The organism is Pseudomonas cannabina, from assembly GCF_900100365.1.
GTDB classification, from domain to species: Bacteria; Pseudomonadota; Gammaproteobacteria; order Pseudomonadales; family Pseudomonadaceae; genus Aquipseudomonas; species Aquipseudomonas cannabina.
Genome location: NZ_FNKU01000001.1, coordinates 3201241 through 3216796, shown reverse-complemented (window position 1 = coordinate 3216796; position 15556 = coordinate 3201241). Strand labels below are relative to the sequence as shown.

Genomic DNA, 15556 nt, shown 5'->3' with positions numbered 1-15556 from the left:
GCCCACTCAGAACCACTGAAAATTTATCCAGCCTTTTTAGTCGTGCCCCCGAACCGAAGCCAATGATCAGTACCGAACTCAAAACCCAGATCCAGGGCGCTTACTCGCGTTTCCTCGAAGCCAAGAGTCTCAAGCCGCGCTATGGCCAGCGATTGATGATCGCTGAAGTCGCCAGGGTGCTGGGGGACATTGATACCGATGAAGAGGGGCGTCGTTCGGGCGACCCGGCCGTGGTCGCGGTCGAGGCGGGCACCGGCACCGGCAAGACCGTGGCCTATGCCATTGCGTCGATTCCGACGGCCAAGGCCGCGGGCAAGCGACTGGTCATTGCCACAGCCACCGTCGCGCTGCAGGAGCAGATCGTCTACAAGGATCTGCCAGACCTGATGCGCAACAGCGGCCTGAACTTCACCTTCGCCCTGGCCAAGGGGCGCGGCCGCTATATGTGCCTGTCCAAACTCGACATGCTGCTGCAGGAAAGTGACGCGACCAACGCGACCGCGCAGCTGTTCGAAGAAGAAGGCTTCAAGATCGAGGTCGATGAAGCCAGCCAGAAGCTGTTCACCAGCATGTTGCAGAAGCTGGCCGGCAATAAATGGGACGGCGACCGTGACAGCTGGCCTCAGGAACTTGCCGATCAGGACTGGGCGCGTCTGACCACCGATCACAGCCAGTGCACCAACCGCCATTGCCCCAACTTCCAGCAATGCGCGTTCTATAAAGCGCGCGAAGGCATGGGCAAGGTCGACGTGATCGTCACCAACCACGACATGGTGCTGGCTGACCTGGCGCTGGGCGGCGGCGCCGTGCTGCCAGACCCGCGAGACACGCTGTACGTGTTCGACGAAGGCCATCATCTGCCGGACAAGGCCATCGGCCACTTCGCTCATTACACCCGATTGAAATCTACCGCCGACTGGCTGGAACAGACCGCCAAGAACCTCGCCAAACTGCTGGCCCAGCATCCTTTGCCCGGCGATCTGGGCAAGCTGATCGAGCAGGTGCCGGAGCTGGCCCGCGAGATCAAGGGCCACCAGCAGTTCATGTTCGGGGCCTGCGAGCAACTGGCTGATTTTCGTGCCGGTGAAGACATGCAGGGGCGTGAGCGTCCGCGTCACCGTTTTGTCGGCGGCGTGATCCCCGAGCACATCCGCGAGATGGGTATCGAACTGAAAAAGGGGTTTGCGCGGCTGGACGATCTGTTCACGCGCCTGACGGAATTACTCAAAGAAGGCATGGACGGCGAGGTCAATATCGGCATCGCCAGCCATCAGGCCGAAGAATGGTATCCGTTGTTCGGCAGCCTGCTGGCTCGCGCGCACGGCAACTGGGAGCTGTGGACCGCCTTCACCGCCGAAGATCCGGAAGACAGCCCGCCGATGGCGCGCTGGCTGACGCTCGCCGACAGCGGTGCGCTGTTCGATATCGAGGTCAACGCCAGTCCGATTCTGGCGGCCGAAATGCTGCGCCGTAACCTGTGGAACATCGCCTACGGTGCGCTGGTGACTTCGGCCACGCTGACTGCGCTGGGCAAGTTCGACCGTTATCGCATGCGTGCCGGTCTGCCCAAAGGTGCCGTCACCGCTGTCGTACCGAGCCCGTTCCATCATGCTGACGCTGGCGTGCTGCGGGTGCCGGACCTCAAGGCCGATCCGCGAGACTCGGTGGCCCATACCGCTGCGATCATTCGTGACCTGCCCGGTCTGGTGGAAGGTTCGCGAGGCACGCTGGTGCTGTATTCCTCGCGCAAGCAGATGCAGGATGTGTTCGACGGCCTGGACCGTGACTGGCGCAAGCAGGTCTTCATTCAGGGCAATCTGTCCAAACAGGAAACCCTCAACAAGCACAAGGCGCGGGTCGACAGCGGCGAGTCCAGCGTGCTGTTCGGACTTGCCAGCTTTGCCGAAGGGGTGGATTTGCCTGGTGCGTATTGCGAGCATGTGGTGATCGCCAAGATTCCGTTCGCGGTGCCGGACGACCCGGTCGAGGCGGCGCTGGCCGAGTGGATCGAGGCGCGTGGCGGCAACCCGTTCATGGAAATCGCCGTGCCCGATGCGTCGCTGCGTCTGGTGCAGGCCTGCGGCCGTTTGCTGCGTACCGAAGAAGACCGCGGCACCATCACGCTGCTGGACCGCCGCGTGGTCACCCAGCGTTATGGCAAGGCGATTCTCAACGCGCTGCCGCCGTTTCGGCGCGAGATATCCTGAGGCAAAGATGAAGAGCGTTTCACATAGGTTCCCAAAGCGCGCGATCGCTGGAACAATATGCGCCTATCAGAACATGCACCTTTAGCCTGTCAGCAGGCTGATGCTGTCAGTCAGGAGTCACCCGTTGCAGATCCAGGGTCATTACGAACTTCAATTCGAAGCGGTGCGTGAAGCATTCGCAGCGCTGTTTGACGATCCCCAGGAGCGCGGCGCGGCCTTGTGCATTCAGGTCGGTGGTCAGACGGTTGTCGATCTGTGGGCCGGTACGGCGGACAAGGACGGTGCCGAGGCCTGGCATACCGACACCATCGCCAATCTGTTTTCCTGCACCAAGACCTTTACCAGTGTGGCGGTGCTGCAACTGGTCGAAGAAGGCAAGCTGAAGCTGGACGAACCTGTCGCCAGGCTCTGGCCGGAATTCGCTGCAGCGGGCAAGGCGTCGATCACCCTGCGTCAGTTGCTCTGCCACCAGGCCGGTCTGCCCGCGCTGCGCGAGCAATTGCCGGCAGAAGCGCTTTATCAGTGGGGCACCATGACGGCGGCGCTGGCGGCTGAAGAGCCTTGGTGGACGCCGGGTCAGGGGCACGGTTACGCGGCAATCACCTATGGCTGGCTGGTGGGCGAAATGCTGCGCCGGGCCGACGGTCGCGGTCCGGGCGAGTCCATTGCCGCACGCATCTCGCGTCCGCTAGGGCTGGATTTCCATGTCGGGCTGGCCGATGACCAGTTCCATCGCGTGGCGCACATCGCTCGCGGCAAGGGCAATGCGGGTGATGATGCCGCTCAGCGTGTGTTGCAAGCGACGATGCGCGAGCCTGCTTCCATCACCGCCAAGGCCTTCACCAATCCGCCTTCAATCATGACCAGCACCAACAAGCCTGAATGGCGTCGCATGCAGCAGCCTGCGGCGAATGGCCATGGCAATGCGCGCAGCCTGGCCGGTTTCTATAATGGTCTGTTGGATGGCAGCCTGCTTGAAGCAGACGTGCTCAATGAGCTGACCCGCGAACACAGCATCGGTCAGGACAAGACGCTGTTGACCTCGACTCGCCTGGGGCTGGGCTGCATGCTCGATCAGCCGACGGTGCCCAACGCCACGTATGGCCTGGGCCCCAAGGCGTTCGGGCACCCCGGCGCAGGTGGCTCGGTGGGCTTCGCGGATCCGGATTACGAAGTGGCGTTCGGCTTCGTCACCAACACGCTGGGCCCTTACATCCTGATGGACCCAAGGGCGCAGAAGCTGGTCGGCAAACTGCGTGAGTGTTTGCAGTAAGTATCGATCATAAGTGCTTGTTTAATACCGACTGTCAGTTAATAGGCTGTAACCGGAACCGTACGACGGTTTCTTTTTCCAACTGCGTCTTTATGCGTGTTATACGGACATAGTCACGTTCCCTTGTCTGATCAAAACCGTTGCGGGTTACCCATGTCGTCTAATAAAAGCCTCGTTCTTGCTCTGTGCATCGCCGTTACCGGCTGCGCTCAAACTCCTCAATCCGACTCTGCTGCAACTGGAGGCCATTGGTGGCAGTTCGGTTCCAGCAACGAGTCTTCCGGTGCTGGCGCTGCTGCACAGGCGCCGGCACCAGGCCCTGCACCGGCTCCGGTTGCCAAGGCCGCTGCGACACCGGCACCCGCCGCGGGCTCTGAAAGCAGCGCTCCGTGGTACTGGCCGTTTGGCTCGAACGACAACGCTCAGGCAAAACCTGACGCGGTGGCCAGCAAACCGGCGGACAAGCCTGCTGCGCCTTCGCTGGTCGCCAAGTCGGAGACCGACACCAAATGGTGGTGGCCGTTTGGCGCGAACGACGGCAAGACGGACGAGCCCAAAGCGCTGCCGATGCCTGACCCGAAAGTGACTCAGGCCTGGCTGGACGAGTACGAGCCGCGCCTGCGCGCTGCCATCAAAGACAGCCCGTTCCAGCTGGAGCGTCGCGAAGACCTGCTGGCGATCACTGCGCCGGTAGACAGCTCGTTCAACCCGGATCGCCCGGCCATGTTGCTGCCCAACACCTTGGGTCCGATCACTCGTCTGGCCAAAGCGGTCGAAGGCGACCAGAAAACGGCCGTGCTGATTCTCGGCCACGCCGACACGTCCGGCCCTACCGACGCCAATCAGAAGATCAGTCAGGAACGTGCGCAGTCGGTTGCCGCTATCTTCCGCCTCAGTGGTCTGGAGCGTAATCGCCTGAGCCTGCGTGGCATGGGCGCGGTCATGCCGCGTGCTGCGAACGACAGCTTGCAGGGCCGCGCACTCAACCGCCGCGTTGAAATCCTCATGACGCCGCAAGACACCATGCGCGTCCTGATGGCCCGTTACGCGCTGCCGCCGGTTGCGCCAGTCATGGTTGCCACCCAGGACGTCAAGCCGGTCGTACCTGCGCCAGCCGCGCCTGCCAAAAAAGCAGCAGCCCCGGCGAAGAAAGACACGGCCAAAAAAGCTGCACCGGCCAAAGCCAGTACTGCCAAGAAAGCAGCGCCAGCCAAGACCACCGCAGCAGCCAAGAAACCGGCTGCGACCAAAACCACTGCCAAAGCCCCGGCCAAGGCCACCACGCCCGCCAAGAAGGATGACAGCCAGGCCAGTAACTGAGGCTTGACCTTGTGTGAGCGGACCGGGCGACGCTTCGCTTGTCCGCGACCTAGGTTTCTGTAGGAGCGGACTTGTCAGCGAACTGCCGGGAACCGGCAGCAAAACCAGCCGTCTCGGTGTACCCGACACAGCCGAGGTGGCAAGTTCTGGGGCCGCTGCGCAGCCCATCGCAGCCGTCGTAACCTCCTGAAGCTCCCACGCCCTCCGGGCAGAAGCTTTGTGTTTGCGCTCATCGGGCTTGTGTATACGACGAGCGCTGTTACAACCAACACCACGTAAAACCTGCGCAGGAATGAAACCATGACTCAGACTCTGGCCGACATGCGCCGTGATTACACTCGCGACGGGTTGACCGAAGCGCAGTCGCCGCAAGAGCCGTTTGCGCTGTTCCACACCTGGTTCCAGGAAGCTGTAAAAACCGAGCAGCCGCCGGTCGAGGCCAACGCCATGACCCTCGCAACGGTTGATGAGCAAGGGCGTCCGCACTGCCGCGTGTTGCTGCTCAAAGGGCTCGATAGCCAAGGCTTCACCTTCTTCACCAATTACGAAAGCGCCAAGGGCCAGCAACTGGCTGCACGTCCCTTTGCGGCCATGACTTTTTTCTGGCCGACGCTGGAGCGTCAGGTGCGCATTGAAGGTCGGGTCGAGAAAGTCAGCGCACAGGAATCCGATGCGTATTACCAGGTTCGTCCACTGGGCAGTCGCCTGGGCGCATGGGCATCACCGCAAAGCCGGGTGATTGCCGGTCGTGACGAGCTGGAAGGGCTGATCAGACAGACGGAACAACGCTTCGCAGACACCCAGCCACACTGCCCCGAGCACTGGGGTGGCTACCGTCTGTTGCCTGAGCGAATCGAGTTCTGGCAGGGGAGGTCCAGTCGCCTTCACGATCGTTTGAACTATCGTTGGGTAGACAGTGAGTGGACACGCGAGCGTCTCGCGCCCTGATTGAATTTTTTGTCCGCCGGACCGTCTGAGCGTTGTATAGACGCTCGCTGTATGGCGCCTGAATGAACTTTATTTGCGGGACCGAGGCCGTGACAGCACCCTTGTCGGGTAGTCTAATGGCCACTGGTTCCTCTGGAGATACCGTTATGCGCAAGTCTGCTCTTCTGGTTGCTTCGTTCACTGCCCTGGCATTGACCCTGGGCGGTTGTGCTTCGAATCTGACCGGCGATTCCTATTTCCGCGATGAGGCCAGGACCGTACAGACCGTCCGCATGGGCACCATCGAATCGCTGCGTCCAGTCAAGATCGAAGGCACCAAAACGCCAATCGGCGGCGCTGCGGGTGCAGTCGTTGGTGGCGTTGGCGGCAGCGCCATCGGCGGTGGTCGCGGCAGCATCGTGGCAGCGGTAATCGGTGCTGTAGCAGGTGGTTTGCTGGGTTCAGCGGCCGAAGAAGGCCTGACCCGCACGCAAGGTGTTGAAATCACCGTGCGTGAAGACGACGGCAGCATGCGTGCCTACGTGCAGCAGGTTCAGGAAAACGAAATTTTCCGGGTCGGCGAGCGCGTGCGCATCATGAGCGTCAACGGCACGAGCCGCGTGACCCACTGATCTGCAACGCTGCACAACAAAACCCCGAGCCGAAAAGCTCGGGGTTTTTTCGTTTTCTGCGCCAGATGGATTGTCGTGTAAGGCTTGCACACGCGCAGGAAACGATAATCTCAACCGTGACTCTCGTGCCGATGCGGAGCATCGGCATGCAGTTCTGGACGCTACGCGTCACATCTATGCTGCAACATAGCGTCATGCCTAGCCCGTAGTCACTGCACATAAACAAAAGCGCTTTTTTATCACGATATCACTGACAACGCAGAGTGCGACGTAAGTGACGGCTGAGTCCTGACACTGATCCGGGGGATGCGAGGCAGGACGCCGAGCAAGCTGCACCGGGCCATGGATGGCCCGTTGCGGCGGCCCCCGGATCAGTGTCAGGGCGAAGGAACGCGACGAAGTCGGGCCGGAAACGGAGCTGGGACTTTGCCTACTTTGGTCCCTCAAAGTAGGGCGCCGTAAGGGCGCAAAGGTGACCTGAGCCAGGAACAACCATCACTGACATCGCAAAACCGCTGTGTGACGCGGAACGTCCCCGATCTGCGCCGCATACTCAAGATCGGACGCAGAGCGTCCAAAACGGCATGCGACGCGGAGCGTCGCACGCTAGTTGATAATCAAAGCGCTTTTTTATCACGATATCACTGACGACGCAGAATGCGACGTAAGTGACGGCTGAGTCCTGACACTGATCCGGGGGATGCGAGGCAGGACGCCGAGCAAGCTGCACTGGGCCATGGATGGCCCGTTGCAGCGACCCCCGGATCAGTGTCAGGGCGAAGGAACCCGACGAAGTCGGGCCGGAAACGGAGCTGGGACTTTGCCTACTTTGGTCCTTCAAAGTAGGGCGCCGTAAGGGCGCAAAGGTGACCTGAGTCAGAAACAAACATTACTGCCATCGCAGAACCGCTGTGTGACGTAGAGCGCCACGAACTGCATGCCGACGCGGAGCGTCGGCATGATAGTCAGACGCAGAGCGCCGCACGATAGTCAGATCAGCCCTCGATCCCCAGCATGTCCCGCACCAGCGCCTCCGCAACCCGGATGCCGTCCACGCCTGCTGACAGAATGCCACCCGCGTAGCCAGCACCTTCACCGGCCGGGTACAGGCCTTTGGTGTTCAGGCTTTGCAGAGTCGGGCCGCGCGTGATACGCAACGGGGCCGAGGTGCGGGTTTCAATGCCGGTCAGCACTGCATCGTGCAGCGAGAAGCCTTTGATCTGCTTGTCGAACGCGGGCAATGCTTCACGAATGGCTTCGATGGCGAAGGCGGGCAGGGCGTCGGCCAGGTCCACCAGCTTCACACCCGGCTTGTAGGACGGTTCGACGCTGCCCAAGGCGGTCGACGCACGGCCCGCGATGAAGTCGCCGACCAGTTGCGCCGGGGCCTCATAACTGCTGCCGCCGAGCAGGTAAGCGTGGGATTCCAGGCGTTCCTGCAATTCGATACCGGCCAGCGGGCTGCCAGGGTAGTCCTGCTCCGGAGAAATACCGACCACGATGCCTGAGTTGGCATTGCGCTCGTTACGCGAATACTGGCTCATGCCGTTGGTGACCACCCGGCCTGGCTCCGAGGTCGCAGCCACGACAGTTCCGCCGGGGCACATGCAGAAACTGTAGACCGAGCGGCCGTTGCTGGCGTGATGCACCAGCTTGTAATCGGCAGCGCCCAGTTTCGGGTGCCCGGCGTACTTGCCCAGGCGGGCGCGGTCGATCAGCGACTGCGGATGCTCGATGCGGAAACCCACCGAGAACGGCTTGGCTTCCATGAACACGCCACGACCGTGCAGCATGCGGAAGGTGTCGCGGGCACTGTGGCCCAGCGCCAGAATGACGTGCCGGGACTCGATCTGCTCGCCACTGTCCAGCTGCACGCCGAGCAGTTGTCCGTCTTCGATCATCACGTCGGTGACGCGCTGCTGAAAGCGCACTTCGCCGCCCATGGCTTCGATCTGGTGCCGCATGTTTTCCACGACACCGGTCAGGCGGAAGGTGCCGATGTGCGGTTTGCTGACGTAAAGGATTTCTTCCGGCGCGCCGGCTTTGACGAACTCGTGCAGCACTTTGCGGCCGATGAATTTCGGGTCTTTGATCTGGCTGTACAGCTTGCCGTCGGAGAACGTCCCGGCACCGCCTTCGCCAAACTGCACGTTGGATTCGGGGTTGAGCACGTTCTTGCGCCACAGCGCCCAGGTATCCTTGGTGCGCTGACGCACTTCGGTGCCGCGCTCGAGAATGATCGGTTTGAAACCCATCTGCGCCAGCAGCAGCCCGGCGAAGATGCCGCACGGGCCAAAGCCGACCACGATCGGACGTTCGGTCAGGCCTTCGGGGGCATGACCGACCACTTTGTAACTGACGTCGGGCGCAGGGCCGACGTGGCGATCATTGGCCAGCTTGCGCAGCAAGGCCTCTTCATCCCTGACCTGAAAATCGATGGTATAGATGAAGCACAGTTCGGAGGACTTTTTACGCGCGTCATAGCTGCGCTTGAACAGGGTGAAGTCCAGCAATTCGCTGCTGTCGATACCCAGATGCTGCAAGAGTGCAACGCGCAGGTCTTCTTCCGGGTGATCGATCGGCAGCTTGAGTTCGGTGATTCGTAACATTAAAGGGTCCAGTTTTCGGGCCGCAGGTTCAGCCCGACAGCACTACAAGAACCGGCGATTATAAGCGCTGAACCCCTTTGGCGGCGAGCCTGCCCGATCAATCGTCGCGCGAGCCGCCGTAATAGCCGCAGCCACGCTGGGCCTGGCCGTTGATGCGCAGCTCGGCGGTCAGGTGTTGCACCGAGCCGTTGACGCTGTCGACGCAACGCTGCGGCGCAACCCACAGCTCGATGCGCTGATTATTGGCCTCGCTGCTGATGCTGAAACTGCCGTCGGGAAGCTTCTCTTCGACATACGGCACCGCCAGTGGCTCGGCACCTTCGCGCTCCAGCACCATGCCCTTGCCACTGACATTGACGTTCCAGGCCGGTTTGTTGCCATTGACGTGCAGGGTCAGGCGCTTGAAATTGAGGTCTTCACAGGACTGGCCCGGGCGCTCGACACGATACAGCTGGTGCAGGTCCAGCAGACCGTCGCTATTGCCGGCCTTGCTCGCCGTGAAGTTGCCGCGCAGATCGGCAAACACCTTGCCCTTGCTGTCGGCGAGCGAGGCGGCTTCCTGAAGAACACCGGTGTTGCCGCGATCCTTGACCACGTAGCGACGCTGCTCATTGCACGGTTTGAACAGCAACTGACCGTTTTCGCCCGTCAGGTCGCCCTGCATACGCAGCATGCCTGCGGTGGACACCGTGGGCGCATCGGCCGGCTTGCCAAGCAGCTGGCATCCGGCGAACAGGGGAAGAAGGGCAAATACAAGGACAGAACGAACAGCGAACATGGATTGATCTCCAGACAAGTGCCGCCACGTTACTCAGACTGGTGGTGCATCACAAGGGGTGGAATGTCTATCGCGTGCGGGAGCGGACCGGGCGAAGCCTCGCCCGGTCCGCTCCCACGCCTATGGGCAGAAGCCGTGAGCGTGGATAACGAGCTGTCTTGTGTGATGTCACCCGCCCAGATACGCATCCCGCACTTTCGGATCGACCAGCAGTTCTTCGCCTGTGCCTTGCATGACCACGCGGCCGTTCTCCAGGACGTAGGCGCGGTCGGCGACTTTCAGGGCCTGGTTGGCGTTTTGCTCGACCAGAAACACGGTCACGCCATCCCGGCGCAGTTGTTCGACGATCTCGAAAATCTGCTGAATGATGATCGGTGCCAGCCCCAGCGAAGGCTCGTCGAGCAGCAGCAGCTTGGGCTTGCTCATCAGCGCGCGGCCGATGGCAAGCATCTGCTGTTCGCCACCGGACATGGTGCCGCCGCGCTGATTGAAGCGTTCCTTGAGACGCGGGAAGAGATGCAGGACCTTGTCCATCTGCTCCTGATAGTCAGCCTTTTCCGTGAAGAAACCGCCCATCGCCAGGTTTTCTTCGACCGTCAGGCGCGCAAACACCCGGCGGCCTTCCGGCACCACGGCGATGCTCTTGCGCATGATGATCGACGATTCCTGACCGACCAGCTCTTCGCCCATGTAACGGATGCTGCCGCTGTGGGCGCGGGGTGAACCGCACAGGGTCATCAGCAGGGTGGACTTGCCCGCGCCGTTGGCGCCGATCAGGGTGACGATCTCGCCTTGACGCACTTCCACGTTGACGCTGTGCAGCGCCTGAATCTTGCCGTAGAAGGTGGAAACGTTTTCGAATTGCAGCATTTACGCTTCCCCCAGGTAGGCTTTGATCACGTCAGGATTGTCGCGAATCTGTTCCGGTGTGCCGTCGGCCAGCGGTGTGCCCTGATTGATCACCACGATGTGGTCAGAAATGCTCATTACCAGTTTCATGTCGTGCTCGATCAACAACACGGTAGCGTCGTGATCGTTGCGCAACACGCCAATCAGCGCTTTCAGGTCGTCGGTTTCCCGAGGGTTCAGGCCGGCAGCCGGTTCGTCGAGCATCAGGATGCGTGGGCGGGTCATCATGCAGCGGGCGATTTCCAGGCGACGTTGCTGACCGTAGGCCAGCGTGCCGGCAGGACGGTTGGCGAACTCCCGCAGGTTGACTGCTTCCAGCCAGTGCTCGGCGTAGTCCATGGCTTCGCGTTCGCTGCGGCGGAACGCTGGAGTCTTGAACAGCCCGGACAGGAAGTTGGTGTTCAAATGCCGGTGCTGGGCAACCAGCAGGTTCTCCACCGCGGTCATTTCCTTGAACAGACGCACGTTCTGAAAGGTTCGCACCACGCCCTTGCGGGCAATCTGGTGACCGGCCAGGCCTTGAATCGGTTCGCCGTCCAGCAGAATGGTGCCTGCGCTGGGCCGGTAGAAACCGGTCAGGCAGTTGAAGACCGTGGTTTTGCCTGCGCCGTTGGGACCGATCATTGACACGACCTGCCCTTTATTGACCGTCAGGGCGACACCGTTGACCGCCAGCAGGCCGCCGAAACGCATGCTCAAGCCAGTGGCTTGCAGTAATGGGCGGCTCATTTCGGCAGCTCCGCTTTCAATTTCATTTCGGGTCGCTGCATCGGCAGGAAGCCCTGTGGACGCCAGATCATCATCAGCACCATCAGCGCGCCGAACATCAGCATGCGGTAGTCACTGAACTCACGCATCAGCTCAGGCAGCAGGATCATCACTATGGCCGCCAGGATCACGCCCAGTTGCGAGCCCATGCCGCCCAGCACGACGATGGCCAGAATGATTGCCGACTCGATGAAGGTGAAGGATTCCGGTGTGATCAGACCCTGACGCGCGGCAAAGAAGCTGCCCGCGAAACCTGCGAAGGCCGCGCCGAGGGTGAAGGCCGAAAGCTTGATCACCGTCGGGTTCAGGCCCAGTGCACGGCAGGCGATTTCGTCTTCACGCAACGCTTCCCAGGCCCGACCGATCGGCATGCGCAGCAGGCGGTTGATGACGAACAGTGCGGCCAGCGCCAGCAGCAGGGCGATCAGGTAGAGAAAAATGACTTTGTTGATCGAGTTGTACGGCAGGCCGAAGAACTCATGAAACGTCTGCATGCCCTCGGCAGCCTTGCGCTCGAAGGTCAGGCCGAAGAAGGTCGGTTTTTCGATGTTGCTGATGCCGTTCGGGCCGCCGGTGATGTCGGTCAGGTTACGCAGGAAAATCCGGATGATCTCGCCGAACCCGAGCGTCACGATGGCCAGATAGTCTCCGCGCAGACGCAATACCGGAAAGCCCAGCAGGAACCCGAACAGCGCCGCCATCAACCCCGCAATCGGCAGACAGATCCAGAACCCGAAGCCGTAGTAATGCGACAGCAGGGCGTAGCTGTAGGCACCGACCGCATAGAAACCCACGTAGCCGAGGTCGAGCAGGCCTGCGAGCCCGACCACGATGTTCAGGCCGAGGCCGAGCATGACGTAGATCAGGATCAGCGTGACGATGTCCACCGCGCCGCGCGAACCGAAGAACGGCCAGATGAAGGCCAGCACGATCAACGCTGCCAGACCCCAGCGTTGGGTAGTCGGCTGAGTCAGGAAGTCGCTGGTCTTTTGCGGGATCAGTGGCTTGTCGGAGCCGCGAAGCAGGCCGCTGATCTGTTCGGCGAACAGCACGCGCAGAAACAGCAGGACCGAACATACGGCAATGATGGTCAGGGTCAGCGGGCTGGCATTCTGCACTTGCAGCGTGACGCCGGAGAAGGCCAGTTTCAGGCCGAACACCGGGTAGGCCACTGCCCAGACCAGCGCGGCGCTGAACAGCGCCTGTTTGAAAGACTTGCTCATACTTTCTCAACCTCCGGACGACCCAGAATACCGGTCGGTCGGAACAGCAGCACCAGGACCAGCAGGCCGAAGGCCACGACGTCCTTGTACTGATCACCAAAAATGTCGGCGCCGAAGGCTTCGGCGACACCCAGTACCAGGCCGCCGAGTACAGCGCCGGGGATCGAGCCGATACCGCCCAGCACCGCCGCAGTGAATGCTTTGAGCCCGACGAGGAATCCGGCATTGGGGTTGATCACGCCGTATTGCATGCTCAGCAGCATGGCCGCGACGGCCGCCAGTGCCGCACCGACCACAAAGGTCAGGGCAATGATGTTGTTGGTGTTGATCCCCAGCAGATTGGCCATCTTCATGTCTTCGGCGCAGGCGCGGCAGGCGCGGCCCATGCGTGAGCGGGAGATGAACAGGGTCAGGCCGGTCATGGCCAGCAGGGTGACGACGAACACCACGATCTGCATGTAGGAAATCAGCACTTCCTGCGAACCACCGGGCCCGAACGACAGGCTGCCGGGCAGCAGGTTGGGGATGGCATAGTTGCCGGAACCCTGGGAAAGCTGAACCGAGTTCTGCAGGAAGATCGACATGCCGATCGCAGAAATCAGTGGAATCAGACGGTTGCTGTTGCGCAACGGACGGTAGGCCACGCGCTCGATGCTGTATCCATAGGCGCTGGTCACGATGATGGCTGCGGCAAAACCGGCAATCATCAGCAACGGCAGGCTGTGAATCCCCAGCATCGCCAGTCCGGCGAGTGCCATGAAAGCAACATAGGAACCGATCATGTACACCTCGCCGTGGGCGAAGTTGATCATTCCGATGATGCCGTAGACCATCGTGTAGCCGATGGCGATCAATGCATACGTACTGCCAATGGTCAGGCCATTGACCAGTTGCTGCATGTAGTGGAATAACTCGGGCATTTACCGCGCTCCTAAAAACCTGATCTGCATTTCTCCGAATCGAGCCGGGGCGCATTCTGTCGATGCGTTGCTCGTGACGCTGTCAGAGAACCGCTGGTGACGGTTTTAAGATTTTCAGGGGGCTTCGTTGCGCTGCTCTGCTTTCAGAGAGGGCGAACGGGCCGGGATTTGTAAAACAAAGCCCACTGCGCAGGCAGTGGGCTTCGGTGGTTGACGCAGCAGCTTATTTGGCGGCTTCGGTCTTCGGCTTGCCGAAGTGCCACTCGTAAACCACGAACTGGAAGTTCTTCAGGTCGCCTTTTTCGTCATAGCTCAGGTCGCCCATCGGCGTCTTGAAGGAGCCCGCATGGATGGCGGCTGCCACTTTCGCGGTGTCTTCGGACTTGGCGGCAGCGATGCCGTCAGCAATGACCTGAACGGCGGAGTAGGACGGGTACACGAACGGGCCGCTCGGGTCTTGCTTCTTGTCCTGGAACGCCTTGGTCAGCGCCTGGTTGGCCGGGTCCTGATCAAAGGATTTCGGCAGGGTCACCAGCAGGCCTTCGGAAGCATCGCCAGCGATTTGCGAGATGGACTCGTTGCCGACACCTTCAGGGCCCATGAACTTCGCTTTCAGGCCTTTTTCCTTGGACTGGCGCAGGATCTGGCCCAGCTCAGGGTGGTAGCCGCCGTAGTAGACGAATTCAACGTTGGCTTGCTTGAGTTTGGCGATCAGCGAGGAGAAGTCTTTGTCGCCCGCGTTGATGCCTTCGAACAGCGCAACCTTGATGCCTTTTTTCTCCAGCGTTTGCTTCACGGCCGTTGCGATACCTTCGCCGTATTGCTGCTTGTCGTGAATGACCGCAACGATTTTCGGCTTGGCGACGTCAGCAATGTAGTTGCCTGCGGCCGGGCCCTGAGCGCTGTCGAGACCAATGGTACGGAATACCAGTTTGTAGCCACGGCTGGTGATGTCCGGGCTGGTGGCGGCTGGCGTCACCATGATGATGCCTTCGTCTTCATAGACGTCGGACGCGGGCTGAGTGGAGCTGGAGCAGAGGTGACCGACCACGAATTTAACACCGTCGTTGACCACTTTGTTGGCAACTGCAACGGCCTGTTTCGGGTCGCAGGCATCGTCGTACTCGACGGCTTCAAGCTGTTTGCCATCCACGCCGCCTTTGGCGTTGATCTGCTCGATGGCCATTTTGGCACCGTTGAACTGCATGGTGCCGTACTCGGCGACCGGGCCGGTTTTTGGGCCGGCGATGCCGATCTTGATGGTGTCAGCTGCGAACGAATGGCTGGCAACCCCCGCGATAACCAGTGCGGCAAACAGCCTGGACAGCTTATTAGTACCCTTAGTCATGATGCTCCACTCTTGCGTTGTAGTTTTTATAATCCTGATGGCCAAAGCTCCAGGACCGGATTCGGTCACCGGTTTTCCTGCGCGCCGCCAACTGTACCGGAACAGTTTAGAGCGCCGTTCGCTGGCTTGGAAAGCCGGGCGTTCAGGGGCAAACCGATGCGTGTCGCTTTATCGAAAGAAAGTTACAGAATCCAACCGCTTGAGTGCCTGAAATCACTTCAGATCCATAAGGTTATCTGCACTTCCCTGCGACCAATCACCTGCTTTCGGGTTTTTCCCGGAGAGGGTCGGCGCTATCATTGGGCCGATTTTCTTTCTGGTGAAACCCATGACGCAAGAACCTAGCACCCTCTATGCCAAACTGCTCGGAGAAACCGCATCAATTCGCTGGGCAGAATTGCAACCATTCTTTGCCAAGGGTGCCCTGTTGTGGGTCGAGCCACCGCTGGATCTCATCGAAGTCGCCGAGGCTGTGGCCGAAAATGAGGCAGCCAAGGTGTCTGCGTGGCTGGCTGACGGGCAGGTTGGCAAGGTCTCTGAAACCAAGGCGCTTGAGCTGGTGGAGAGCGATCCGCTGCTCTGGGCAGTCGTAGTTGCACCTTGGGTTCTGATTCAAAACAGGGCGAACGACTGAATGCTGCA

General features: G+C 60.7%; 13 protein-coding genes and 1 pseudogene. 6 read left to right on the top strand and 8 right to left on the bottom strand.

Features of this window, described 5'->3' with window-relative positions; genetic code table 11:
- Window positions 1-62 precede the first annotated feature (62 nt).
- The 5 genes from dinG (at window position 63) to BLT55_RS15095 (ending at window position 6359) form a co-directional block, all read left to right on the top strand.
- Window positions 63-2207, top strand: coding sequence for an ATP-dependent DNA helicase DinG (dinG, locus tag BLT55_RS15120; protein WP_007248690.1), 2145 nt, complete (start codon window positions 63-65; stop codon window positions 2205-2207).
- A 124-nt stretch (window positions 2208-2331) separates the two neighbouring features.
- Complete coding sequence (locus tag BLT55_RS15115) at window positions 2332-3480, top strand: serine hydrolase domain-containing protein (protein ID WP_054080077.1); 1149 nt, start codon at window positions 2332-2334, stop codon at window positions 3478-3480.
- Between the two features lie 153 nt (window positions 3481-3633).
- Entirely contained in the window at window positions 3634-4800 is a 1167-nt protein-coding gene (locus tag BLT55_RS15110) for an OmpA family protein (RefSeq protein ID WP_055001905.1), read from the top strand.
- A gap of 300 nt (window positions 4801-5100) precedes the next feature.
- Complete coding sequence (gene pdxH / locus BLT55_RS15100) at window positions 5101-5748, top strand: pyridoxamine 5'-phosphate oxidase (protein ID WP_055001904.1); 648 nt, start codon at window positions 5101-5103, stop codon at window positions 5746-5748.
- 146 nt (window positions 5749-5894) lie between these two features.
- Window positions 5895-6359, top strand: a complete 465-nt coding sequence (locus BLT55_RS15095; protein WP_055001903.1) for an outer membrane lipoprotein — start codon at window positions 5895-5897, stop codon at window positions 6357-6359.
- A gap of 995 nt (window positions 6360-7354) precedes the next feature.
- Here BLT55_RS15095 and BLT55_RS15080 read toward each other — a convergent pair.
- From BLT55_RS15080 to BLT55_RS34525, 8 genes and pseudogenes are all read right to left on the bottom strand, one after another.
- Entirely contained in the window at window positions 7355-8968 is a 1614-nt protein-coding gene (locus BLT55_RS15080; protein WP_055001902.1) for an NAD(P)/FAD-dependent oxidoreductase, read from the bottom strand.
- A gap of 97 nt (window positions 8969-9065) precedes the next feature.
- Window positions 9066-9746 carry a COG3650 family protein gene (locus BLT55_RS15075; protein ID WP_055001901.1) on the bottom strand — a complete coding sequence of 227 codons (681 nt, stop codon included), beginning with the start codon at window positions 9744-9746 and terminating at the stop codon, window positions 9066-9068.
- 168 nt (window positions 9747-9914) lie between these two features.
- Entirely contained in the window at window positions 9915-10616 is a 702-nt protein-coding gene (locus BLT55_RS15070) for an ABC transporter ATP-binding protein (protein ID WP_007248684.1), read from the bottom strand.
- Complete coding sequence (gene livG, locus BLT55_RS15065) at window positions 10617-11384, bottom strand: high-affinity branched-chain amino acid ABC transporter ATP-binding protein LivG (protein WP_054085339.1); 768 nt, start codon at window positions 11382-11384, stop codon at window positions 10617-10619.
- Window positions 11381-12646 carry a high-affinity branched-chain amino acid ABC transporter permease LivM gene (locus tag BLT55_RS15060; protein WP_055001900.1) on the bottom strand — a complete coding sequence of 422 codons (1266 nt, stop codon included), beginning with the start codon at window positions 12644-12646 and terminating at the stop codon, window positions 11381-11383. The genes livG and BLT55_RS15060 overlap by 4 nt, the downstream gene beginning before the upstream one ends.
- Complete coding sequence (gene livH, locus BLT55_RS15055) at window positions 12643-13566, bottom strand: high-affinity branched-chain amino acid ABC transporter permease LivH (RefSeq protein WP_054080074.1); 924 nt, start codon at window positions 13564-13566, stop codon at window positions 12643-12645. Before livH ends, BLT55_RS15060 begins: the two co-directional genes overlap by 4 nt.
- A 223-nt stretch (window positions 13567-13789) precedes the next feature.
- The gene (locus tag BLT55_RS15050; RefSeq protein ID WP_055001899.1) at window positions 13790-14914 is read right to left on the bottom strand and encodes a branched-chain amino acid ABC transporter substrate-binding protein; all 1125 of its coding nucleotides are present in this window, start codon (window positions 14912-14914) and stop codon (window positions 13790-13792) included.
- A gap of 84 nt (window positions 14915-14998) precedes the next feature.
- Window positions 14999-15244 (bottom strand): annotated as a pseudogene (locus BLT55_RS34525) (hypothetical protein); the annotation flags it as partial.
- Here BLT55_RS34525 and BLT55_RS15040 point away from each other — a divergent pair.
- A complete protein-coding gene (locus BLT55_RS15040) occupies window positions 15243-15548 on the top strand; it encodes a DUF2288 domain-containing protein (RefSeq protein WP_007248680.1) in 306 nt (101 codons plus the stop codon). The pseudogene BLT55_RS34525 and the gene BLT55_RS15040 sit on opposite strands and share 2 nt — an antisense overlap.
- The last annotated feature ends 8 nt before the right edge of the window (window positions 15549-15556 follow it).

What these genes read in the sequence shown, in the direction of transcription:
- dinG (WP_007248690.1), top strand. Translation starts at nt 63, where the DNA reads ATGATCAGTACCGAACTCAAAACCCAGATCCAGGGCGCTTACTCGCGT.
- BLT55_RS15110 (WP_055001905.1), top strand. Translation starts at nt 3,634, where the DNA reads ATGTCGTCTAATAAAAGCCTCGTTCTTGCTCTGTGCATCGCCGTTACC.
- pdxH (WP_055001904.1), top strand. Translation starts at nt 5,101, where the DNA reads ATGACTCAGACTCTGGCCGACATGCGCCGTGATTACACTCGCGACGGG.
- BLT55_RS15095 (WP_055001903.1), top strand. Translation starts at nt 5,895, where the DNA reads ATGCGCAAGTCTGCTCTTCTGGTTGCTTCGTTCACTGCCCTGGCATTG.
- BLT55_RS15080 (WP_055001902.1), bottom strand. Translation starts at nt 8,968, where the DNA reads ATGTTACGAATCACCGAACTCAAGCTGCCGATCGATCACCCGGAAGAA.
- BLT55_RS15075 (WP_055001901.1), bottom strand. Translation starts at nt 9,746, where the DNA reads ATGTTCGCTGTTCGTTCTGTCCTTGTATTTGCCCTTCTTCCCCTGTTC.
- BLT55_RS15070 (WP_007248684.1), bottom strand. Translation starts at nt 10,616, where the DNA reads ATGCTGCAATTCGAAAACGTTTCCACCTTCTACGGCAAGATTCAGGCG.
- livG (WP_054085339.1), bottom strand. Translation starts at nt 11,384, where the DNA reads ATGAGCCGCCCATTACTGCAAGCCACTGGCTTGAGCATGCGTTTCGGC.
- BLT55_RS15060 (WP_055001900.1), bottom strand. Translation starts at nt 12,646, where the DNA reads ATGAGCAAGTCTTTCAAACAGGCGCTGTTCAGCGCCGCGCTGGTCTGG.
- livH (WP_054080074.1), bottom strand. Translation starts at nt 13,566, where the DNA reads ATGCCCGAGTTATTCCACTACATGCAGCAACTGGTCAATGGCCTGACC.
- BLT55_RS15050 (WP_055001899.1), bottom strand. Translation starts at nt 14,914, where the DNA reads ATGACTAAGGGTACTAATAAGCTGTCCAGGCTGTTTGCCGCACTGGTT.
- BLT55_RS15040 (WP_007248680.1), top strand. Translation starts at nt 15,243, where the DNA reads ATGACGCAAGAACCTAGCACCCTCTATGCCAAACTGCTCGGAGAAACC.